The organism is Rhodobacter ferrooxidans, assembly GCF_000176015.1.
In the GTDB taxonomy this organism is placed as follows: Bacteria; Pseudomonadota; Alphaproteobacteria; order Rhodobacterales; family Rhodobacteraceae; genus Pseudorhodobacter_B; species Pseudorhodobacter_B ferrooxidans.
On sequence record NZ_ACYY01000012.1, the window covers coordinates 51,768 to 67,615 of the forward strand.

Consider the following 15,848-nt stretch of genomic DNA (forward strand, 5'->3'; position numbering starts at 1 on the left):
GGGCGAATTCGATGCAACGCATGTTCATGCGGCGAGTGGGGCTTGCCCTCCTTCTGATGCTGGCGGCGACGGCGCTGACCTTTTGGCTGGTTACAGCCGCCCCCGGAAACGTGGCAGCCCTTATTGCCGAACGGGCAGCGGGTGCGGGCGCAGATGGCGAGATGATCGCCAAGATCGCCGATGATCTGGGCCTGAACGATCCCCTGCCAGTGCGCTATGCGCGCTGGCTAGGGGATGCCTTAACCGGGGATTTCGGAGTCAGCCTGCGGACCGGCAAGCCGATGGCCGAGGAATTCGCCGAGCGTATTCCGATGACGCTCGCGCTGCTGGCGGGCGGCGGGGTTCTGGCGCTGGTTTTGTCCTTGGCGATGGGCATCGCCGGGGCTGCGTCGAACGGCGGCATTGTCGACCGGGTGCTGCACGGGTTGGCTCTGGTCGGAGCCTCGACCCCGAACTTCTTCGTCGCGGCTATGCTGGTGATCGTGTTCTCGGTCTGGCTCGGGATGGTGCCGACCTTCGGTGTAGCCGGCCTGACCTCTTGGCTGCTGCCCTGGATCACCATCGCGCTCTTCCCGGCTTCGGTGCTGGCGCGCGTCGTGCGCGTGAATCTGCAAGACACCATGTCGCGCCCCTTCGCAACCACGGGTTTTGCCAAGGGCCTGACCCGCAGCGCGGTCTTGCTGCGTGAAGCTCTGCCAAACATCGCTATCCCCTACATGACCACCTTCGGCGCGCAGTTCACGCTGATGATCATCGGCGCCATTGTGGTCGAGCGGGTGTTCGGCCTGAACGGCGTAGGTGCCTTCTTTATCGAGGCGATCCGGTTTCGGGATTTCATCGGGATGCAGGCGATCCTGACGCTGTTCGTGGTGTTCTTTGTCTCGATCAACTTACTCGTCGACGTCTTGGCGATGCTGGCAGATCCCCGTCTCCGCCGCCCGAGGAAAGCATGAAAAACTGGCCCTGGGCGATCCTTGCCCCCGCACTCCTCTTTGTCCTGATCGGCCTTTTCGCACCTTGGATCATGACGCATGACCCCGCTTCGCAGGATTATAGCGCACTGCTGAAAGGGCCGTCGGGCGCGCACTGGCTGGGCACCGACTATCTTGGCCGCGACATGTTCAGCCGCATCATCGGTGGCGCGCGCACGTCGCTGGTGGCCATGGCCTTCGTTCTGGTGGCGGCACTGGCCATCGGCGTCGTGATCGGGTCCTTTGCCGGCTATGTCGGCGGCAAGACCGAACTGGTGCTGATCTCGGTCATCGACATCGCGCTGGCACTGCCCTCGCTGGTTATTGCGCTTGCACTGATGGGCGTGTTCTCGGGCGAGAATTTCAGTTGGATGAGCGATTACTGGAAGATGATCGTCGCCCTGACGCTGGCTTGGTGGGCGAACTACGCTCGCATGAGTCGTGCGGTCGTGGTGGCCGAACTTCAGCAGCCCTATATTGAGGCGGCCCGCGTGATGGGGGCGTCGCATATCTGGATCTTCACGCGCCACATCCTGCCGCATGTTCTGGGGCTGGTTGTGGTCTATGCAAGCGCCGATGCGGGTGCGCTGGTGCTGGCAATTGCCACGCTCTCGTTCCTGGGTCTGGGCGTCGCTCCGCCCACGCCCGAGTGGGGCCAGATGCTGGTCGATGGCATGTCCTATATCGAAGAGAACCCGGCGCTGGTGATCATACCGGGCTTGGCGCTGACCGCCGTTGTCGTCAGCTTCAACCTGCTGGGTGAGGCCTTCGCCCTGCAAAAGGTGCCCCGCGCTGTGCGAGGACGCTTCCTTGCCCGCAAGAAGGCCGCCCGCGCTGCCGAAGACGCTGCCCGGAAAGAGGTGGAGGCATGAGCCGGCATAGCCAGAATGGGCCGATCTACGAGGTCGAAGGGCTGGTGATCGACCTTTACACACCGACAGTGTCGGTCCGCGCCGTGGATGGGGCGGGGTTTTATGTGGCTCCGGGAGAGACACTGGCGATTGTCGGTGAGAGCGGCTCGGGCAAGACGGTGATGACCCTGGGGCCGTTGGGACTCCTGCCTGAAGGCGTTGCAGTCGACCTGCGCGGAACGGCACGGGCGGATGGGAAGGACATTCTTTCCATGTCGCCCACCGACCTCAGCCGGCTGCGCGGCGGTTTCTTTGGCGTGATCTTTCAGGACCCGATGTCAGCACTTAACCCGATGCTGAAAATCGGCCCGCAGCTTGCCGAACAGGCCCGCCGCTTTGCCGGGTTGTCGGCGACTGAGGCTCGGAAGGAAGCGGTATCGCTGCTTGCGCGTTCCGGCATCCCGGATCCCGAGGATCGTTATGATCGATATCCGCATGAGCTGTCTGGAGGTATGCTGCAACGCGCGATGATCGCACTGGCGCTGGCGGCACGGCCAAGGGTGCTGATTGCGGACGAGCCGACAACGGCGCTGGATGCCACGGTGCAGGCGCAGATACTCGCTCTGATCCGCCAGATCCAGAAGGAGGACGGCATTGCAGTGATCCTCATCACCCATGACATTGGCGCAGTGTCGGTGCTCGCCGACCGCGTGGCTGTGCTTTACGCAGGCCAGGTGGCCGAGGAGGGCAGCGCCATCGATGTGCTGACAGCACCCGTGCATCCCTACACCCGCGGGCTTCTCGCCTCGGTCCCCGACTTCCGCAGCGACAACGCGACGGGTACGAAGGAAATCCCCGGCATTCCGCCCAACCAAGCGCAGCTGGAACCCGGTTGCCGCTTTGCCGATCGCTGCGAACTGGTCCAGCCCCAGTGCCGAACCCACCGCCCGCCGCTGGTCAAGGTGGGCGCAGGCTCGGTGCCGCATCGCGTCGCCTGTCCCGTTGTCATCGCCGCCGAGGGGATCGTGACCCATGACTGATGCCCCAATGACCGACGCAATTGTCGCCAAGGGCCTCAAGGTCCACTTCCAGACCGCTGCAGGCCTCGTCCGCGCGGTCGATGGCGTTGATCTGACCGTCGCGCAAGGTGCGTTCCACGGCATCGTCGGCGAAAGCGGATGCGGCAAGACCACGCTCGCCCGCGCGCTGATCGGGCTGCAAAGTGCCACGGAGGGGCAAGTGCAGATCCTAGGCCGCGACCGTTCCGACTGGGCGCGATCCGACCGCAAGGGCTTTGCTCGCGCCGTGCAGTTCATCTTCCAGGACCCGCTCGGCAGCATGAGCCGCCGCCAGACTGTCGGCCAAACCTTGGAGGAACCTCTGCAGATCCACGGCGTCGGCGATGCGAAAGCCCGCCGGGCGCGTGTCGCTGAACTCCTCGACCTCGTGGCCTTGCCGGCAACGGTTCTGGACCGTTTGCCGCGCTCGCTATCAGGTGGGCAGCGGCAGCGCGTGTCTATTGCCCGGGCGCTGGCGCTATCGCCACAGGTCCTGATCTGCGACGAGCCGCTGTCGGCGCTGGACGTGTCCGTCCGGGCGCAGATTGTCAACCTCTTCGCCCGGCTTCAGGCACAGCTGGGCCTGACCATCGTCATCGTCGCCCACGACCTGGCCATCGTCCGCGAGGTTTGTTCGGCCGTTACCGTCATGTATCTGGGTCGCGTCGCCGAGGAAGGGGTTGCGAAGTCTCTCTTCGCCGACCCCGCCCATCCCTACAGTCAGGCGCTTCTCTCCGCCGTTCCCTCGCCCGACCCCCGGATCGAAGCGACACGTCCGCGCATCCTGCTGGCGGGCGACCCACCCAGCCCGCGCAATCCGCCGCCTGGGTGTCGGTTCTCGACGCGCTGCCCGGTGGTCGAACCACGCTGCCGCGAAACGGAGCCTGCCCTTCGGGCCGTGCAGCATGGTGGAGCTGCTGCCTGCCACCTTGCCGACGCAAACATTCATGCCATGATCTGACGCATGCACGACCACGCACCCGATACACGTCCGGCAACCTTGCACGCCCGTATTCGGGCCGAGGTGGAGGCACGCATCCTGTCTGGCGAGTTAAAGCCAGGCGATCGTCTTCCGACGGAAACGGAAATGATGGCCCGCTATAGCTGTTCACGGATGACGGTGAACAAGGCGATGGCCTCACTTGCAGCAACAGGACTGATCATCCGCAATCGCCGCGCGGGCACCAGCGTCGCCCGGCCAAAGATGCACGCAGGTGTGCTGACGATCCCAGACATTCGCGCCAACATCGAGGCGCGCGGGGCCCGCTATGGCTATCAAGCCGTCCTCGATGAACTGCGCCCGCCCTGCTGCGTGCATTTGGGGTCCGAAGGACATCATTTGGGCCAAAGCCGCTTCGTCCGCTCTATCCATCACGCAGATGACAGTCCCGTTCTTATCGAGGACCGGCACATCTTTCTCGATGCTGTGCCCGGTGCAGCAGAGGCGGATTTTCGAACCGAACCGCCCGGACCTTGGTTGCTGGGACATGTGCCCTGGACAGAAGCCGAACATCGGATTGCAGCAATCGCCGCCGATCCATTAACAGCCCGCTGCCTTGAGATCAGCATTGGTATGCCGTGCCTCTTGGTCGAGAGGAGGACGTGGCGCGGTGAGGAAACCTTGACGATTGCCAAGCAGGTATTCCGTGGTGACGCCTTTGATCTGACAGCTAGATTTGGACCGTCGTCCTGATCCCGTCAGCTTGCTAGGCCGTGTGTGATCCACGCAAGCGCCAGATACCGACCGCCTTTGGCCAAGGTAACTATCAGCAAGAATCGCCCGAATGGTTCGCGCAGCACGCCGGCGACAAGGGTTAAGGGATCGCCGATCACGGGAACCCACGAGGCCAACAAGCTCCAATGTCCCCAACGCGCATACCAGCCTGTGGCCTTATCGATCTGCGTTACGGATGCTGGAAACCAGCGGCGGCCGGCAAAGCGAATGAGAAACCTCCCCATCGCCCAGTTCACAGCAGAGCCGAGCACGTTGCCGACCGTTGCAACCAACAGAAGCAGCCAGACCGGTTGGTTCGCTGAAAGGATCAAAGCAACCAGCACCGCCTCGGACTGTGCAGGGATCAGCGTGGCGGCGGCAAAGGCTGCCAGAAACAAACCACCAAGCTCGATCATGATCAGGCCGCGCGTGGCCAGCGGCGGTGCAAATCGTCGATCACGAAGGCATGAGCGTGATGGGGCCCATGTTCGGCCAGATGCGGGTGATCAGGTGGCAGGTCCGGGTGGTCGTGCGCCATTTCACTGGCGTCCTGCGTCGGCCAGATGCGCAACACGGCCACAAGCCCAAGCGAGCCGATCCCGGCAAGAACGAGGGCCGCAGCCGTCAGCCCCGCCCCTGCGCCGATCCAGCCCGCCAGCGGATAGGTCACCAGCCAACAGGCATGCGACAGCGCGAACTGCGCGGCAAACACAGCGCCCCGGTCAGCTTCGCGCGCAGAACGGTTGATGATGCGGCCAATGGGCGTCTGCGTCAGCGAAAAGCCAAAGCCTATAACCGCCCAAAGCGCGATCAGCACGGCAAGGCTGCCCACCAGAGGCACCAGCGCCACGCCCGCGACCATGAGGGCGGCGCCTCCGATCATCACCGGGCGGTCCGCCAGCCGGTCAAGGATGCGGGGCAGAAGGAACGCCGCCAGCATCGACCCCGCGCCAAAACCCGCGAAGGCCAGCGCCACGGATTCCTCGCCAAAACCCAGCCGGGCCTGCACCAGAACCACGGTGTTCACATAGACCATCGCACCGGCGGCAGCGACGGCTGCCTCCATCACCATCAGACCGCGCAGGCGCGGCGTTCGGGTGTAGATGCGGATGCCCTTGGTCACATCGGCCCAGAAATGACCGGGTTCGACCTGCGCCCGACCCGGCAAGCGCGCTGTGACCACCAAAAGGGCAGAGGCGACAAAGCCCACCACGGTGCCGGCGAACAGCACCGGAAAACTGACCACGGTCAAGAGAAGCGCCGCGATCATGGGCGAGGCGAGTTGTTCCAGATCCTCGGCCAGACGTAGCAGCGAAAGAGCGTTGGTATAGTCGTCTTCATCCTTCAAGACATCGGGGATCACCGCCTGGAAGGCAGGCGTGAATCCAGCCGAGGCGGCTTGGAGGAAAAAGATCAGCACATAAATCTGCCAGACCTGATCAACGAAAGGCAGGCAGGCGATGACGGCCGCGCGGATCAGGTCCAGTGCCACCAGAAAGGCCCGGCGCGGCAAGCGTTCGGCGATGGCGGCCGCTACCGGGGCCAGCGTGACATAGGCCACCATCTTGATTGCCAGGGCGGTGCCGAGCACGGCACCCGCGTTGTCACCAGCGAGCTTCCAAGCCAGAAGACCAAGTGCCACAGTCGCAAGACCTGTGCCCACCAACGCCACGATCTGTGCGGCAAAGAGGTGGCGAAAGGTCGGGTTTTTTAACGTTTTAAGCATGTGTGGCTTTCAATGGTGATGCCCGTCCGGCTCCACCATGCGGAACGGAAGGGTTTCGGATGTGTCATTCGCGGTCAACACGAGCGTTGCGTTGAACTCATGCGGCTCGGCAGGCACGGCATGGCTGGTCAATCTGTGGTGGTTGTCCATGTCCGGCATAAGCTCAAGAATTTCCGGGCCATCGGGGCGATCAATCACCACCTTTGCCGATAGTCCCTCGACATGCCGCGCCAGCGTAAGGCGCATTCTTTCACCACCTGGCGTATCCACAATCTCTACCACACCCGCAGCAAGCCCGGTTTCGAACCGGAACGGTTCTGGTGCATGGTGGTGCGAATGTGCGTCAGAATGGTGCAGCGCGGCAGCATGACCGGTGCTGTCATGCGCCGGCGCTTCGATCCGGATCGAGACCTGCGACAGGACCGGCAGATGTGCGAAGAGTTCTGTCCGCATGTGATCAACGATCCGCAAGGCGTCAGCCAGGGGCAATGTCTCATCGATCTGGACGGACATTTCTGCGTGCAGCCGGTGGCCCAGCCAGCGTGCCTGCACCGCATGAACACGCTGCACCCCTGCGACATGCTCGGCGACGTGATCGATTTCGTTCAGGATGTCCGGCTCAACGCCATCCAGCATGCGGGTCAGCACGGCCCGTGCGGATTGCCAGACAATCACGAAAATGGCTGCCGTGATCACCAATCCAACAATCGGATCGGCCAGCGGAAATCCCATCCAGATACCGAGGGCTCCCAGAACGACGGCGAGGCTAGTAAATCCGTCGGTGCGGGCATGATAGCCATCGGCGATCAGGGCGGCCGAATTGATTTCGCGTCCTACGCGGATGCGAAAAACGGCGACCGCCTCGTTGCCGAAAAACCCGATGACACCGGCTGCCAAGACCCAGCCAAGATGCGTGATCGGTTGCGGGTCAATGAGGCGCAAGATCGATTGGTAGCCCGCGACAATGGCCGAAAAGAGAATGATCGCCACTATGAACAGCCCGGCAAGATCCTCGACCCGGCCCAGACCGTAAGTAAAGGTGCGCGAAGGCTTGCGGCGCGCCAGCATGAAGGCGACCCAGAGCGGAATTGCTGTTACCGCATCCCCGACATTGTGAATCGTATCGGCAAGCAGGGCGACCGAGCCCGAGATGATGACCACTACCAGTTGCGTCGCCGCCGTTAGTGCCAAGATCACGAACGACCATTTTATCGCCCAGATACCGCGGCTCGTGGTGGCGATGGTCGGGTCGATCACACCGTGCGTGTGACCATGCCCCCCGCTCCCATGGTCATGCCCCCCGGAATGGCCGTGTCCGTGGCCACCAAGAACGTGGTCGCCGTCCCCATATCCGAGCCAAGACAATAACGATTTCATGTGGTGTCCCTTTCACAGGTACTTGGCGATCAACTTGAACTCGTCGATCTGCGCCCGGTCGCCTTTGGCCAACGGCTCTGCGATCGCATCGAGACAATGGTCGATGTGATCGTGGATGAGCGCCTTCTTGGCCTGAACGATGGCTTTCTCTACAGCGAGAAGCTGCTGGGCGATGTCGAGACAGGGTCTATCCTGTTCGAGCATCTGGATCACGGAGCGCAAATGCCCGTCGGCGCGGCGCAAGCGCTTGATGATTTCGGGATGACCGGTGTGGGTGTGTGCGTCGCTCGTCATGATCCTATCCCCCTGGAGGGGATAGCACTAGGGCCGACCAACTCACATTGCAAGGGTCGACTTCAGGCCAGGAGGCTTTCACCGACCCCAGATGCTCAATTTGCAGCGGTCGCCTTGATGCGTTTTCGATGTTGCTGTAAGGGTTTGGAAACCTCGGGAGAGGGAAAAAACGTCAATAGGCGAGCAGGCGTGTCGGGCAAAAGTGCGCAATTGGGAACAAGACCAGGCTGGGCCAGAGTTTTCTGGTCCGTTGCTGTTATCTGCGCCTTGCTCATCGCGCCGCTGTTCACAATCAAGACTCACGGCCCGGGTGCCTATGCCGAGGCGGTGGCTGCTGCTGCCGAGGATCTCGCTCATGGTCACTCACACGACTTCAGTGGCGACGGATCCGCTTCCCATGACGCCACGGACCATGAACATCAGAGCTTTGCGGTAATCCCTCGCGCCGAACATCCAAACCCAAGTGAACAGTCCGAAGACCTGTCCATTGAGTCTGCGGTCGCATCTGGACTTGACCGGGGTGGGCCACGAAGGCCCCCGCGTCTCGACGTCTGACCTGCCGCCGTTTGCGGCGTCAACCTTTCGAGACACCTCTTCAAGGAAACAACCATGAGTCATCGGACGCAAACCCCGTGGTTTGCGGATCACGGCCCGTTAAGGGTCATGGTCCTGCTTGCCACAATCGCAATAACGCTTCTCTGGGCAGAAGCGGCACTCGCCCACGCCGTCACCCTTGGCGACAAAGGCTATATTCAGGAAATTACCGGGCCGCAGATCGTCCCGTTCCTTTACCTTGGCGCCAAGCACATGGTGACCGGATATGATCACATCCTCTTCCTCTTTGGCGTGATCTTCTTCCTGTATGGAATGAAGGAGATTGGACTTTACGTCACCCTTTTCGCCATCGGCCATTCGACGACGATGATCATTGGCGTCTGGTTCAACTTTGGTATCAACGCCTACATCATCGACGCGATCATCGGCTTCTCTGTGATCTACAAGGCGCTTGATAACCTCGGCGCCTTCAGGGCGTGGTTCGGAGTGCAGCCAAATACCAAGGTGGCGACGCTGATTTTCGGCTTTCTGCACGGCTTCGGCCTTGCCTCGAAAATCATCGAATATGAGATCTCGCCGGACGGGCTGTTGACCAATCTGATCGCCTTCAACGTCGGCGTCGAACTTGGTCAACTTACAGCTTTGGCCATGATCTTGGTCGTCATGCAGCGCTGGCGCGCGACACCCTCGTTCGAGCGCCAAGCCTACAGTGCAAACGTCATTATGATGGGACTGGGTTTTTACCTGATGGGCTTGCAGCTCATCGGTCTGGCCATGTCCTGAAGAGAAATCGCAAATGAACAACAAATTCGATATCACCCGCGCACCCCAGGTTCCGCCGCGTGCAGGCGCAAAGATCCGTAGCGTCGAAACCACCTCTGGAGGCCTGATCCGGTCCACCATGCTTTCAGGCGTGGCGGCGCTTGCCGTCCTCACGATTGTCTATCTCCCGTCAGAATACGGGATCGATCCGACCGGTTTTGGTGCTGTGCTTGGACTGACCGAGATGGGCCAGATCAAGCAGCAGCTTTATGCCGAGGCTGAGGCGGATGCTGCAGCAACGCCTGTTGTTCTCGACCCTGCAGTGATGGCACGGCTGGACCGGATGGAAGCTCAGCTTTTGGCCATCGGGGCCATTATTGGTGCCCCTGTGACTGAGGCTCCTGCGCCCACAGTCGAGACCGCACCGAGAGAAGAAGTGGTCGTCGTTGAGCCGGAACCGCAGGCGGCACCGGAAGCGGTTTCGCCTGAAGCCACCCCCGTGGTGGAAGATACGGCGACAAACTCTGAGCCTGCGGCCGAAGCAGCCGCGATTGAGCCAGCCGTCGAAGCGGCGGTTGCCGAAGCGATCACGTCGGAATGGCGTGACGAAGTAAGCTACACACTTGCCCCCGGCGAAGGGATCGAGGTGAAGCTGGTCATGGAGGAAGGCCAGACCGCACGCTTCGAATGGACCGCGAATGGTGCCGTCGTGAACTACGATACCCATGGCGACGGCAGCGGACAGAAGATCAGCTACGAGACCGGACGTGGCGTGCCTGAACAAGCAGGCGAACTGACTGCCGCGTTCACCGGAAATCACGGATGGTTCTGGCGCAACCGCACGGACGCCCCGGTGACCATGACGTTGCGGACTGCCGGGGACTATGCGGAACTGAAGGCCCCTTGAGCAATACAGCACCGTGGCGGCCCTGTAAGGGGCCGTCACGTCGGCGGGAAGGTCGGAGAGAACTCCCTGCCAGACATCTCCATCTGGTCCAGACTTCTCCCAGCAGGCTGCCACTCAAGTCCAATGGGCAAGAGTCTGGATGGCTTCTGGTTTTCCGAAAATCCATAGCCCGGCAGCCCTTGACGCAGCGACTTGCCAACATATTGCTCCCTCAGCATCAAAATTGTCCCCGCCTGACGGCATGACGGGATCAGGCGGCGCGCGGCGCAAACAGGATGATCGCCGCCCCTATCAGACAGACCGCGGCCCCGGTGACATCCCAGCCATCCGGGCGCTGGCCCTCGATTGCCCAAAGCCAGATCAGCGACGCGGCGATATAGACTCCGCCATAGGCCGCATAGGCCCGCCCGGCAGCATCGGACGGGGCCAATGTCAGTAGCCAGGCAAAGGCAGCAAGCGAGGCAAGACCCGGCACAAGCCACAGCGCCGAGGCCCCAAGCCGCAACCAGGCCCAGACGGCAAAGCACCCGGCGATCTCGGCCAGTGCGGCAAGGGCATAGAGCGCCACGGTCGGGGCGGAACTCATCCGGCGACCTCGATCAGGTGTCCGGCGTGGGCATGGTCCGCGTGGCACTTTGTATGATCGCCCAAGACCTCGATCACACGGCAATCGGCAATCACGCCCCCCGCGCATTGGACGAGCATCCTTTCCAGCTCGGCCTTGAGCGCCACGAGCCGCGCAATGCGCGCTTCGACCGCTGCAAGCTGCGCCGAGGCGATGGCATCGGCCGCAGCACAGGACTGGTTTGGCCGGTCTGAAAGGCTGAGCAGGTCTCGGATCGCATCGAGCGGGAACCCAAGTTCGCGGGCATGGCGGATGAAGGTCAGCCGCTCTTGTGCCTTTTGGCCATAAAGCCGTTGATTGCCTGCACTGCGTTCGGCCTCGGGCAGAAGGCCGATCTCTTCGTAGTAGCGGATGGTCGGCACTTTGACCCCGGCGGCATCGCTCAGTTTTCCAATGGTGAGCATGGTTTGTCCTTGCACCTCTAGTTACTAGAGAGATTACAGAGGAGCCTGAACAGTTGCAACCGGTGCCAAGGCTCCGGTGGGAAAGGCTTGAAATGGCACAGAAATCAGAGGCCGAATCGCAGGAGTGGGTCGTCACCGGAATGGATTGCGCATCCTGTGCCGTGAAGATCCGGACGGCAGTGGAGCGGCTTCCGGGGGTCAGCGACGTCAACGTAGCGGTCATGGCGGAAAAGCTGACGCTTAAGCTGGAGCCGGGCACCACGCCGCGCGACAAGATCGAGGCGGCGGTGACGAAGCTGGGCTTTGGCATCGGGGCCACCAAGGCCAAAAAGGCCAAGGCGTTCGTCATGCCCGGTGCGCTGGACGCCGGGAAAGACGATCACCACGCTGGACCTGATCACGCGGACCATGTCGGTCACGACCACGTCGCTTCGTCCGACACGATGGCAAACGTCACCCCCGCCCCTGTCGACAGCGAGGATGGTCATGGCGCGCCCGGCCACATCCACAACGACCCTGCCGACCGGGGCAAGCGCTGGTATGAAACCGGCAAAGGCCGCCTGGTCATCGGTACCGGCCTGCTGCTGTGTGCCGCTTGGGCGGTCAAACTACTGGCGTCCGAAGACATCGCAAACTGGGCGTTCATCGCGGCCTGCCTGATCGGTGTGGCACCGGTGGCGCGGCGGGCGTTTTCGGCGCTGCAAGCCGGAATGCCTTTCACTATTGAAATGCTGATGACCATTGCCGCCGTCGGTGCGCTGTTCATCGGGGCGGCGGAGGAGGCGGCGCTGGTCGTGTTCCTGTTCGCAGTCGGCGAGGTGCTGGAAGGCGTGGCGGCCAACAAGGCGCGCGACGGCATACGGGCGCTGGCAAACCTGATCCCCAAGACCGCGCTGGTCGAGGAGAACGGTACCACTCGCGAGGTTGCCGCCGACACGCTGCGCATCGGCCAGAGGGTGCTGGTCCGCCCCGGCGACCGGATTCCTGCGGATGGCGAGATTGTCGAGGGCACCTCGGGCGTCGATGACAGCCCGGTGACGGGCGAAAGCATGCCGGTGACCAAGGGGCCGGGCGATGCGGTCTTTGCAGGCTCGATCAACACTGAGGCCGCTTTGCGCGTGCAGGTCACCAAGGCCGCCGAGGACAACACCATCGCGCGGATCATCAAGCTGGTGGAAGAAGCCGAAACTTCGCGTGCGCCGACCGAGCGATTCATCGACAAATTCAGCCGCATCTACATGCCTGCCATTGTCGGCGTTTCGCTGCTCGTCGTGCTGGTGCCGCCGCTGGCCTTTGGTCAGGCGTGGGACACCTGGATCTATCGCGGTCTGGCCCTGCTGCTGATCGGCTGCCCTTGCGCGCTGGTCATCTCGGTTCCCGCTTCCATCGCCTCATCCTTGTCGGCAGGGGCGCGGCGCGGGCTGTTGATGAAGGGGGGTGCCGTAATCGAGGCGACCGCGAAGGTGACGAAAGTAGCCTTCGACAAGACCGGCACGCTGACCCATGGCCGCCCCGTGGTCACCGACGTCATCGCCTTCGACGGTGTGACCGAGGCTGAACTGCTGGCGGTCGCTGCCGGGGTCGAGAACGGCTCAAGCCACCCGCTGGCCATCGCTATCCTGAACCGCGCCAAGGAGGCGGGCGTCACCGCCCTGCCGTCGCGCGAGGCCAAGGCGATCATCGGCAAGGGCGTCGAGGCCATCGTCGGTGACGCCAAAGCGTGGGTTGCGTCACCCCGCCATGCGATGGACGCGGGTGCACTGGACGGGCTTGGCCTGCGGCGGACAACGCAGTTGGAGGAGGAGGGCAAGACCGCGGTGGTGATCTACCGCGAGCGTCGTGGCCTTGGGATCATTGCCATGCGCGACGAGCCACGCGCGGACGCGATCAAAGCGGTGCAGCAGTTGAAGGCGCTTGGCGTGGGGTCGGTGATCCTGACCGGCGACAATGAACGCACGGCGGCGGCCATCGCGGGCGGCATGGGCATGGAGTTCCGCGCCGGCATGATGCCCGAGGACAAGCTGAACTTCATCAAGACGATGGCCGAGGGCGGCGGCGTGATGATGATCGGTGACGGCATCAATGATGCGCCCGCTCTGAAACAGGCAAGCGTCGGCGTGGCGATGGGGTCGGGCACCGATGTGGCGCTGGAAACGGCCGATGCCGCGATCTTGCGCGACAAGGTGACGGACGTGCCCGGGCTGATCCGGCTGAGCCGCGCCACCATGGCCAACATCCGCCAGAACGTGACCATCGCCCTAGGGCTGAAGGCCGTGTTCCTGGTGACGACGGTGCTGGGCATGACTGGCCTCTGGATCGCCATTCTGGCCGATACAGGGGCGACGGTGCTGGTCACGCTGAATGCGCTGCGCCTGCTGCGGTTCAATCCGGAACGCGAGGGCTGATCCGATGATCTCTGGTTTCGGCTGGGCCGCACTGGCCCTTCTGTTCGGCTATCTGGCGTTGTTCTTCTGGGGTAGCGCCCTTGCGGCCCAAGCCGCAGGTCGGCCCGTCTGGCTGTTTGCGCGGGCGAAGGGGCGTGACCGACTTGCCGCCACCGGGTTCCGCGCGGCCTTTGCACTCGCGTTCTTCGGGCCGCTTCTCTGGCTGGCCGTGCCCGTGCTGCACAAGGTCGATCCGCTCTGGACGGAAGGAAATGCCATAGCACTGGGCCTGATCGGCATCTTCATCGCGGGTCTTGGCGCGATGGTGGCTTTTGCGGCGCAAATGTCGATGGGCTCCTCTTGGCGCGTCGGTGTGGTGGGCGGCGAGACCGGCGATCTCGTCTCGGGCGGGCTCTACCGGTTCAGCCGCAACCCGACATTTGTCGGACAGGCTGCCTTGCTTACCGGAGTTGCCCTCACAGTGCCTTCCGTCCCGACCGTCATGGCACCAATCCTGTTTCTTTGGTCCGCCAGCACACAGATCCGGTCCGAAGAGGCTGCGCTGCGCGCGTCCCTCGGGTCAGACTATGACCGCTATACAGCGTCGGTTCCGCGCTGGATGGGCTTCAATCGCCGGGAATTGCCATGAGCGCGCGACTTACGCTCGTCTTGATCGCGGCCACCACACTGGCCGATCAACTGATTAAGGCCGCAGCCTTGGCACATCTGACAGTCGGCGAGCCAGTTGCCATTGTTCCTGGCGTAAATCTGGGGCTTGGGTTCAACGAAGGATCGAGCTTCGGCATGCTGTCCGGTGTCATGGCAGGAAGGCCCTTGCTGATGGCTGCCCTGACCGGAGCCTTGACCCTGATCTTTGCCGCCATGGCATTCCGCACTCGCGCGGCACTCGAACGCGTAGGATTTGCTTTCGTCACGGGCGGGGCACTCGGCAACATCGTTGACCGGCTGAGGCAAGGCGCGGTGACCGACTTCCTTGACCTCTATTGGCGCGACTGGCACTGGCCGACGTTCAACGTCGCGGATATCGCCATCACGGTTGGTGCGGCATGCATAATCGCAGCCTCCGTTCCCGCCTGCCGGCGCAAGGAGACTGCTCATGACCAACGCTGAATCTTCGCAATTGTCGCGTGACGACCTTCTGCTTGCGTCGGCATTCCTGACTGCGCTCACAGCAACGCTTGCAGCACTCTTCATCGGCGAGGTGCTGGGGCAGATGCCTTGCACCCTGTGCTGGTATCAGCGCATCGCGATGTTCCCACTGGTGCCGATCCTTGGCATAGCGCTGTGGCGCGGAGACGGCATGGCGCGTCTCTATGCCCTGCCGCTCGTAGTTGCAGGCTTGGCCCTGGCAGGCTGGCATTCCGGGCTCACCATCGGACTAATCCCGGAAGCGGTTGCCCCTTGCACACAGGACGGCCCGTCCTGCTCGGGTCCTGCACAGATCATTCTGGGCATCCCCATCCCCTACCTGTCGCTGGCAGCATTTGCCGCGATCCTCGTCTGTCTCATCTTGCCGAAAGGAAGCCGTGCATGAACCGCCGCACTTTGTTGATAGGGGCCTCAGCCCTCGGGCTTACCGCCTTCGGGGGCGGAGCCTTTTTCCTGAACCGCCAGCGTCAGGCCGGAGCCGAAGCGGTCGCCGCCGCGACCCCGGCCGTGGACCCGGCTCTTCTTGTCCGCCCCCACTCTCCCAGCTTTGGCCCGGAAGATGCGCCGGTCACGCTGGTCGAATTCTTCGACCCCTCCTGCGAGGCCTGCCGCGCTTACCATCCGGTCGTCGAAGAAATCCGACGCATGTTTCCGGATCAGGTCAGAATCGTGTTGCGCTATGCTCTCTTCCATGAGGGCTCAGACGAAGCAGCACGCATCCTCGAGGCGGCGCGGATGCAGAATAAATTCGAACCAGTGCTCGACGCGCTCTTTGAAGAACAACCCGGCTGGGCCGTCCACGGATCGCCGGAAATGGACGTCGCATGGGAAATTGCCGCCAATGCGGGTCTCGATGTGGAACGTGCCGAAACCGACAAGCTGTTCCCGGGGATTACCGGCACCCTCAATCAGGACATGGCGGACGTCGAAGCTCTTGGCATTCGACAGACACCCACGTTTTTCTTGAATGGCAAGCGACTGGAAAATTTCAGCGCCGAAAGCCTGATAGCCGACGTCCGGTTCGCGGTTGAGAATGCCTGACGGGGGCGT

General features: G+C 62.7%; 18 protein-coding genes. 12 read left to right on the forward strand and 6 right to left on the reverse strand.

Going from position 1 to position 15,848, the window contains the following annotated elements; translation table 11 throughout:
* Positions 1–11 precede the first annotated feature (11 nt).
* Genes RSW2DRAFT_RS10065 through RSW2DRAFT_RS17460 form a run of 5 tightly spaced genes read left to right on the forward strand, consistent with a single transcriptional unit; the run spans position 12 to position 4,573 of the window.
* The gene (locus RSW2DRAFT_RS10065; RefSeq protein ID WP_008030579.1) at positions 12–953 is read left to right on the forward strand and encodes an ABC transporter permease; all 942 of its coding nucleotides are present in this window, start codon (positions 12–14) and stop codon (positions 951–953) included.
* Positions 950–1,843, forward strand: coding sequence for an ABC transporter permease (locus RSW2DRAFT_RS10070; protein WP_008030583.1), 894 nt, complete (start codon positions 950–952; stop codon positions 1,841–1,843). Before RSW2DRAFT_RS10065 ends, RSW2DRAFT_RS10070 begins: the two co-directional genes overlap by 4 nt.
* A complete protein-coding gene (locus tag RSW2DRAFT_RS10075) occupies positions 1,840–2,862 on the forward strand; it encodes an ABC transporter ATP-binding protein (RefSeq protein WP_008030585.1) in 1,023 nt (340 codons plus the stop codon). The genes RSW2DRAFT_RS10070 and RSW2DRAFT_RS10075 overlap by 4 nt, the downstream gene beginning before the upstream one ends.
* A gap of 7 nt (positions 2,863–2,869) precedes the next feature.
* Positions 2,870–3,841, forward strand: a complete 972-nt coding sequence (locus tag RSW2DRAFT_RS10080; RefSeq protein WP_040672001.1) for an oligopeptide/dipeptide ABC transporter ATP-binding protein — start codon at positions 2,870–2,872, stop codon at positions 3,839–3,841.
* Positions 3,842–3,844: 3 nt separating this feature from the next.
* Entirely contained in the window at positions 3,845–4,573 is a 729-nt protein-coding gene (locus RSW2DRAFT_RS17460; RefSeq protein ID WP_008030588.1) for a UTRA domain-containing protein, read from the forward strand.
* A gap of 5 nt (positions 4,574–4,578) precedes the next feature.
* Here the strand turns inward: RSW2DRAFT_RS17460 and RSW2DRAFT_RS10090 are convergent, their stop codons facing one another.
* The 4 genes from RSW2DRAFT_RS10090 to RSW2DRAFT_RS10105 form a co-directional block, all read right to left on the reverse strand.
* Positions 4,579–5,010 carry a YqaA family protein gene (locus RSW2DRAFT_RS10090; protein WP_008030590.1) on the reverse strand — a complete coding sequence of 144 codons (432 nt, stop codon included), beginning with the start codon at positions 5,008–5,010 and terminating at the stop codon, positions 4,579–4,581.
* Between the two features lie 2 nt (positions 5,011–5,012).
* Positions 5,013–6,320, reverse strand: a complete 1,308-nt coding sequence (locus tag RSW2DRAFT_RS10095) for an MFS transporter (protein ID WP_008030592.1) — start codon at positions 6,318–6,320, stop codon at positions 5,013–5,015.
* A gap of 9 nt (positions 6,321–6,329) precedes the next feature.
* Positions 6,330–7,577 carry a cation diffusion facilitator family transporter gene (locus tag RSW2DRAFT_RS10100; protein ID WP_198008091.1) on the reverse strand — a complete coding sequence of 416 codons (1,248 nt, stop codon included), beginning with the start codon at positions 7,575–7,577 and terminating at the stop codon, positions 6,330–6,332.
* A 132-nt stretch (positions 7,578–7,709) separates the two neighbouring features.
* Positions 7,710–7,991, reverse strand: coding sequence for a metal-sensing transcriptional repressor (locus RSW2DRAFT_RS10105; RefSeq protein ID WP_008030594.1), 282 nt, complete (start codon positions 7,989–7,991; stop codon positions 7,710–7,712).
* Between the two features lie 609 nt (positions 7,992–8,600).
* Between RSW2DRAFT_RS10105 and RSW2DRAFT_RS10115 the strand changes: the two genes are divergently transcribed.
* Together RSW2DRAFT_RS10115 and RSW2DRAFT_RS10120 are read left to right on the forward strand one after the other, a co-directional pair.
* Entirely contained in the window at positions 8,601–9,329 is a 729-nt protein-coding gene (locus tag RSW2DRAFT_RS10115) for a HupE/UreJ family protein (RefSeq protein WP_008030596.1), read from the forward strand.
* 13 nt (positions 9,330–9,342) lie between these two features.
* Positions 9,343–10,215 carry a hypothetical protein gene (locus tag RSW2DRAFT_RS10120; RefSeq protein WP_008030597.1) on the forward strand — a complete coding sequence of 291 codons (873 nt, stop codon included), beginning with the start codon at positions 9,343–9,345 and terminating at the stop codon, positions 10,213–10,215.
* A 250-nt stretch (positions 10,216–10,465) separates the two neighbouring features.
* On the opposite strand, the gene RSW2DRAFT_RS10125 is transcribed toward RSW2DRAFT_RS10120, so the two are convergent.
* Entirely contained in the window at positions 10,466–10,801 is a 336-nt protein-coding gene (locus tag RSW2DRAFT_RS10125) for a YnfA family protein (RefSeq protein ID WP_008030608.1), read from the reverse strand.
* Positions 10,798–11,244 (reverse strand): MerR family transcriptional regulator, encoded by a 447-nt coding sequence (locus RSW2DRAFT_RS10130; protein ID WP_008030610.1) that lies wholly within the window; start codon positions 11,242–11,244, stop codon positions 10,798–10,800. Before RSW2DRAFT_RS10130 ends, RSW2DRAFT_RS10125 begins: the two co-directional genes overlap by 4 nt.
* A gap of 92 nt (positions 11,245–11,336) precedes the next feature.
* Here RSW2DRAFT_RS10130 and RSW2DRAFT_RS10135 point away from each other — a divergent pair, with 92 nt between their 5' ends.
* From RSW2DRAFT_RS10135 to RSW2DRAFT_RS10155, 5 genes are read left to right on the forward strand one after another with little or no spacing between them, the layout of a single operon-like run.
* Positions 11,337–13,649: a heavy metal translocating P-type ATPase gene (locus tag RSW2DRAFT_RS10135; RefSeq protein ID WP_008030612.1), complete on the forward strand. Its 2,313-nt coding sequence runs from the start codon at positions 11,337–11,339 to the stop codon at positions 13,647–13,649.
* A gap of 4 nt (positions 13,650–13,653) precedes the next feature.
* The gene (locus RSW2DRAFT_RS10140; RefSeq protein ID WP_008030613.1) at positions 13,654–14,277 is read left to right on the forward strand and encodes a methyltransferase family protein; all 624 of its coding nucleotides are present in this window, start codon (positions 13,654–13,656) and stop codon (positions 14,275–14,277) included.
* Positions 14,274–14,759, forward strand: a complete 486-nt coding sequence (lspA, locus tag RSW2DRAFT_RS10145) for a signal peptidase II (protein ID WP_008030617.1) — start codon at positions 14,274–14,276, stop codon at positions 14,757–14,759. Before RSW2DRAFT_RS10140 ends, lspA begins: the two co-directional genes overlap by 4 nt.
* Positions 14,746–15,183, forward strand: a complete 438-nt coding sequence (locus RSW2DRAFT_RS10150; RefSeq protein WP_008030619.1) for a disulfide bond formation protein B — start codon at positions 14,746–14,748, stop codon at positions 15,181–15,183. Before lspA ends, RSW2DRAFT_RS10150 begins: the two co-directional genes overlap by 14 nt.
* Positions 15,180–15,839, forward strand: a complete 660-nt coding sequence (locus RSW2DRAFT_RS10155) for a DsbA family protein (protein WP_008030621.1) — start codon at positions 15,180–15,182, stop codon at positions 15,837–15,839. The genes RSW2DRAFT_RS10150 and RSW2DRAFT_RS10155 overlap by 4 nt, the downstream gene beginning before the upstream one ends.
* The last annotated feature ends 9 nt before the right edge of the window (positions 15,840–15,848 follow it).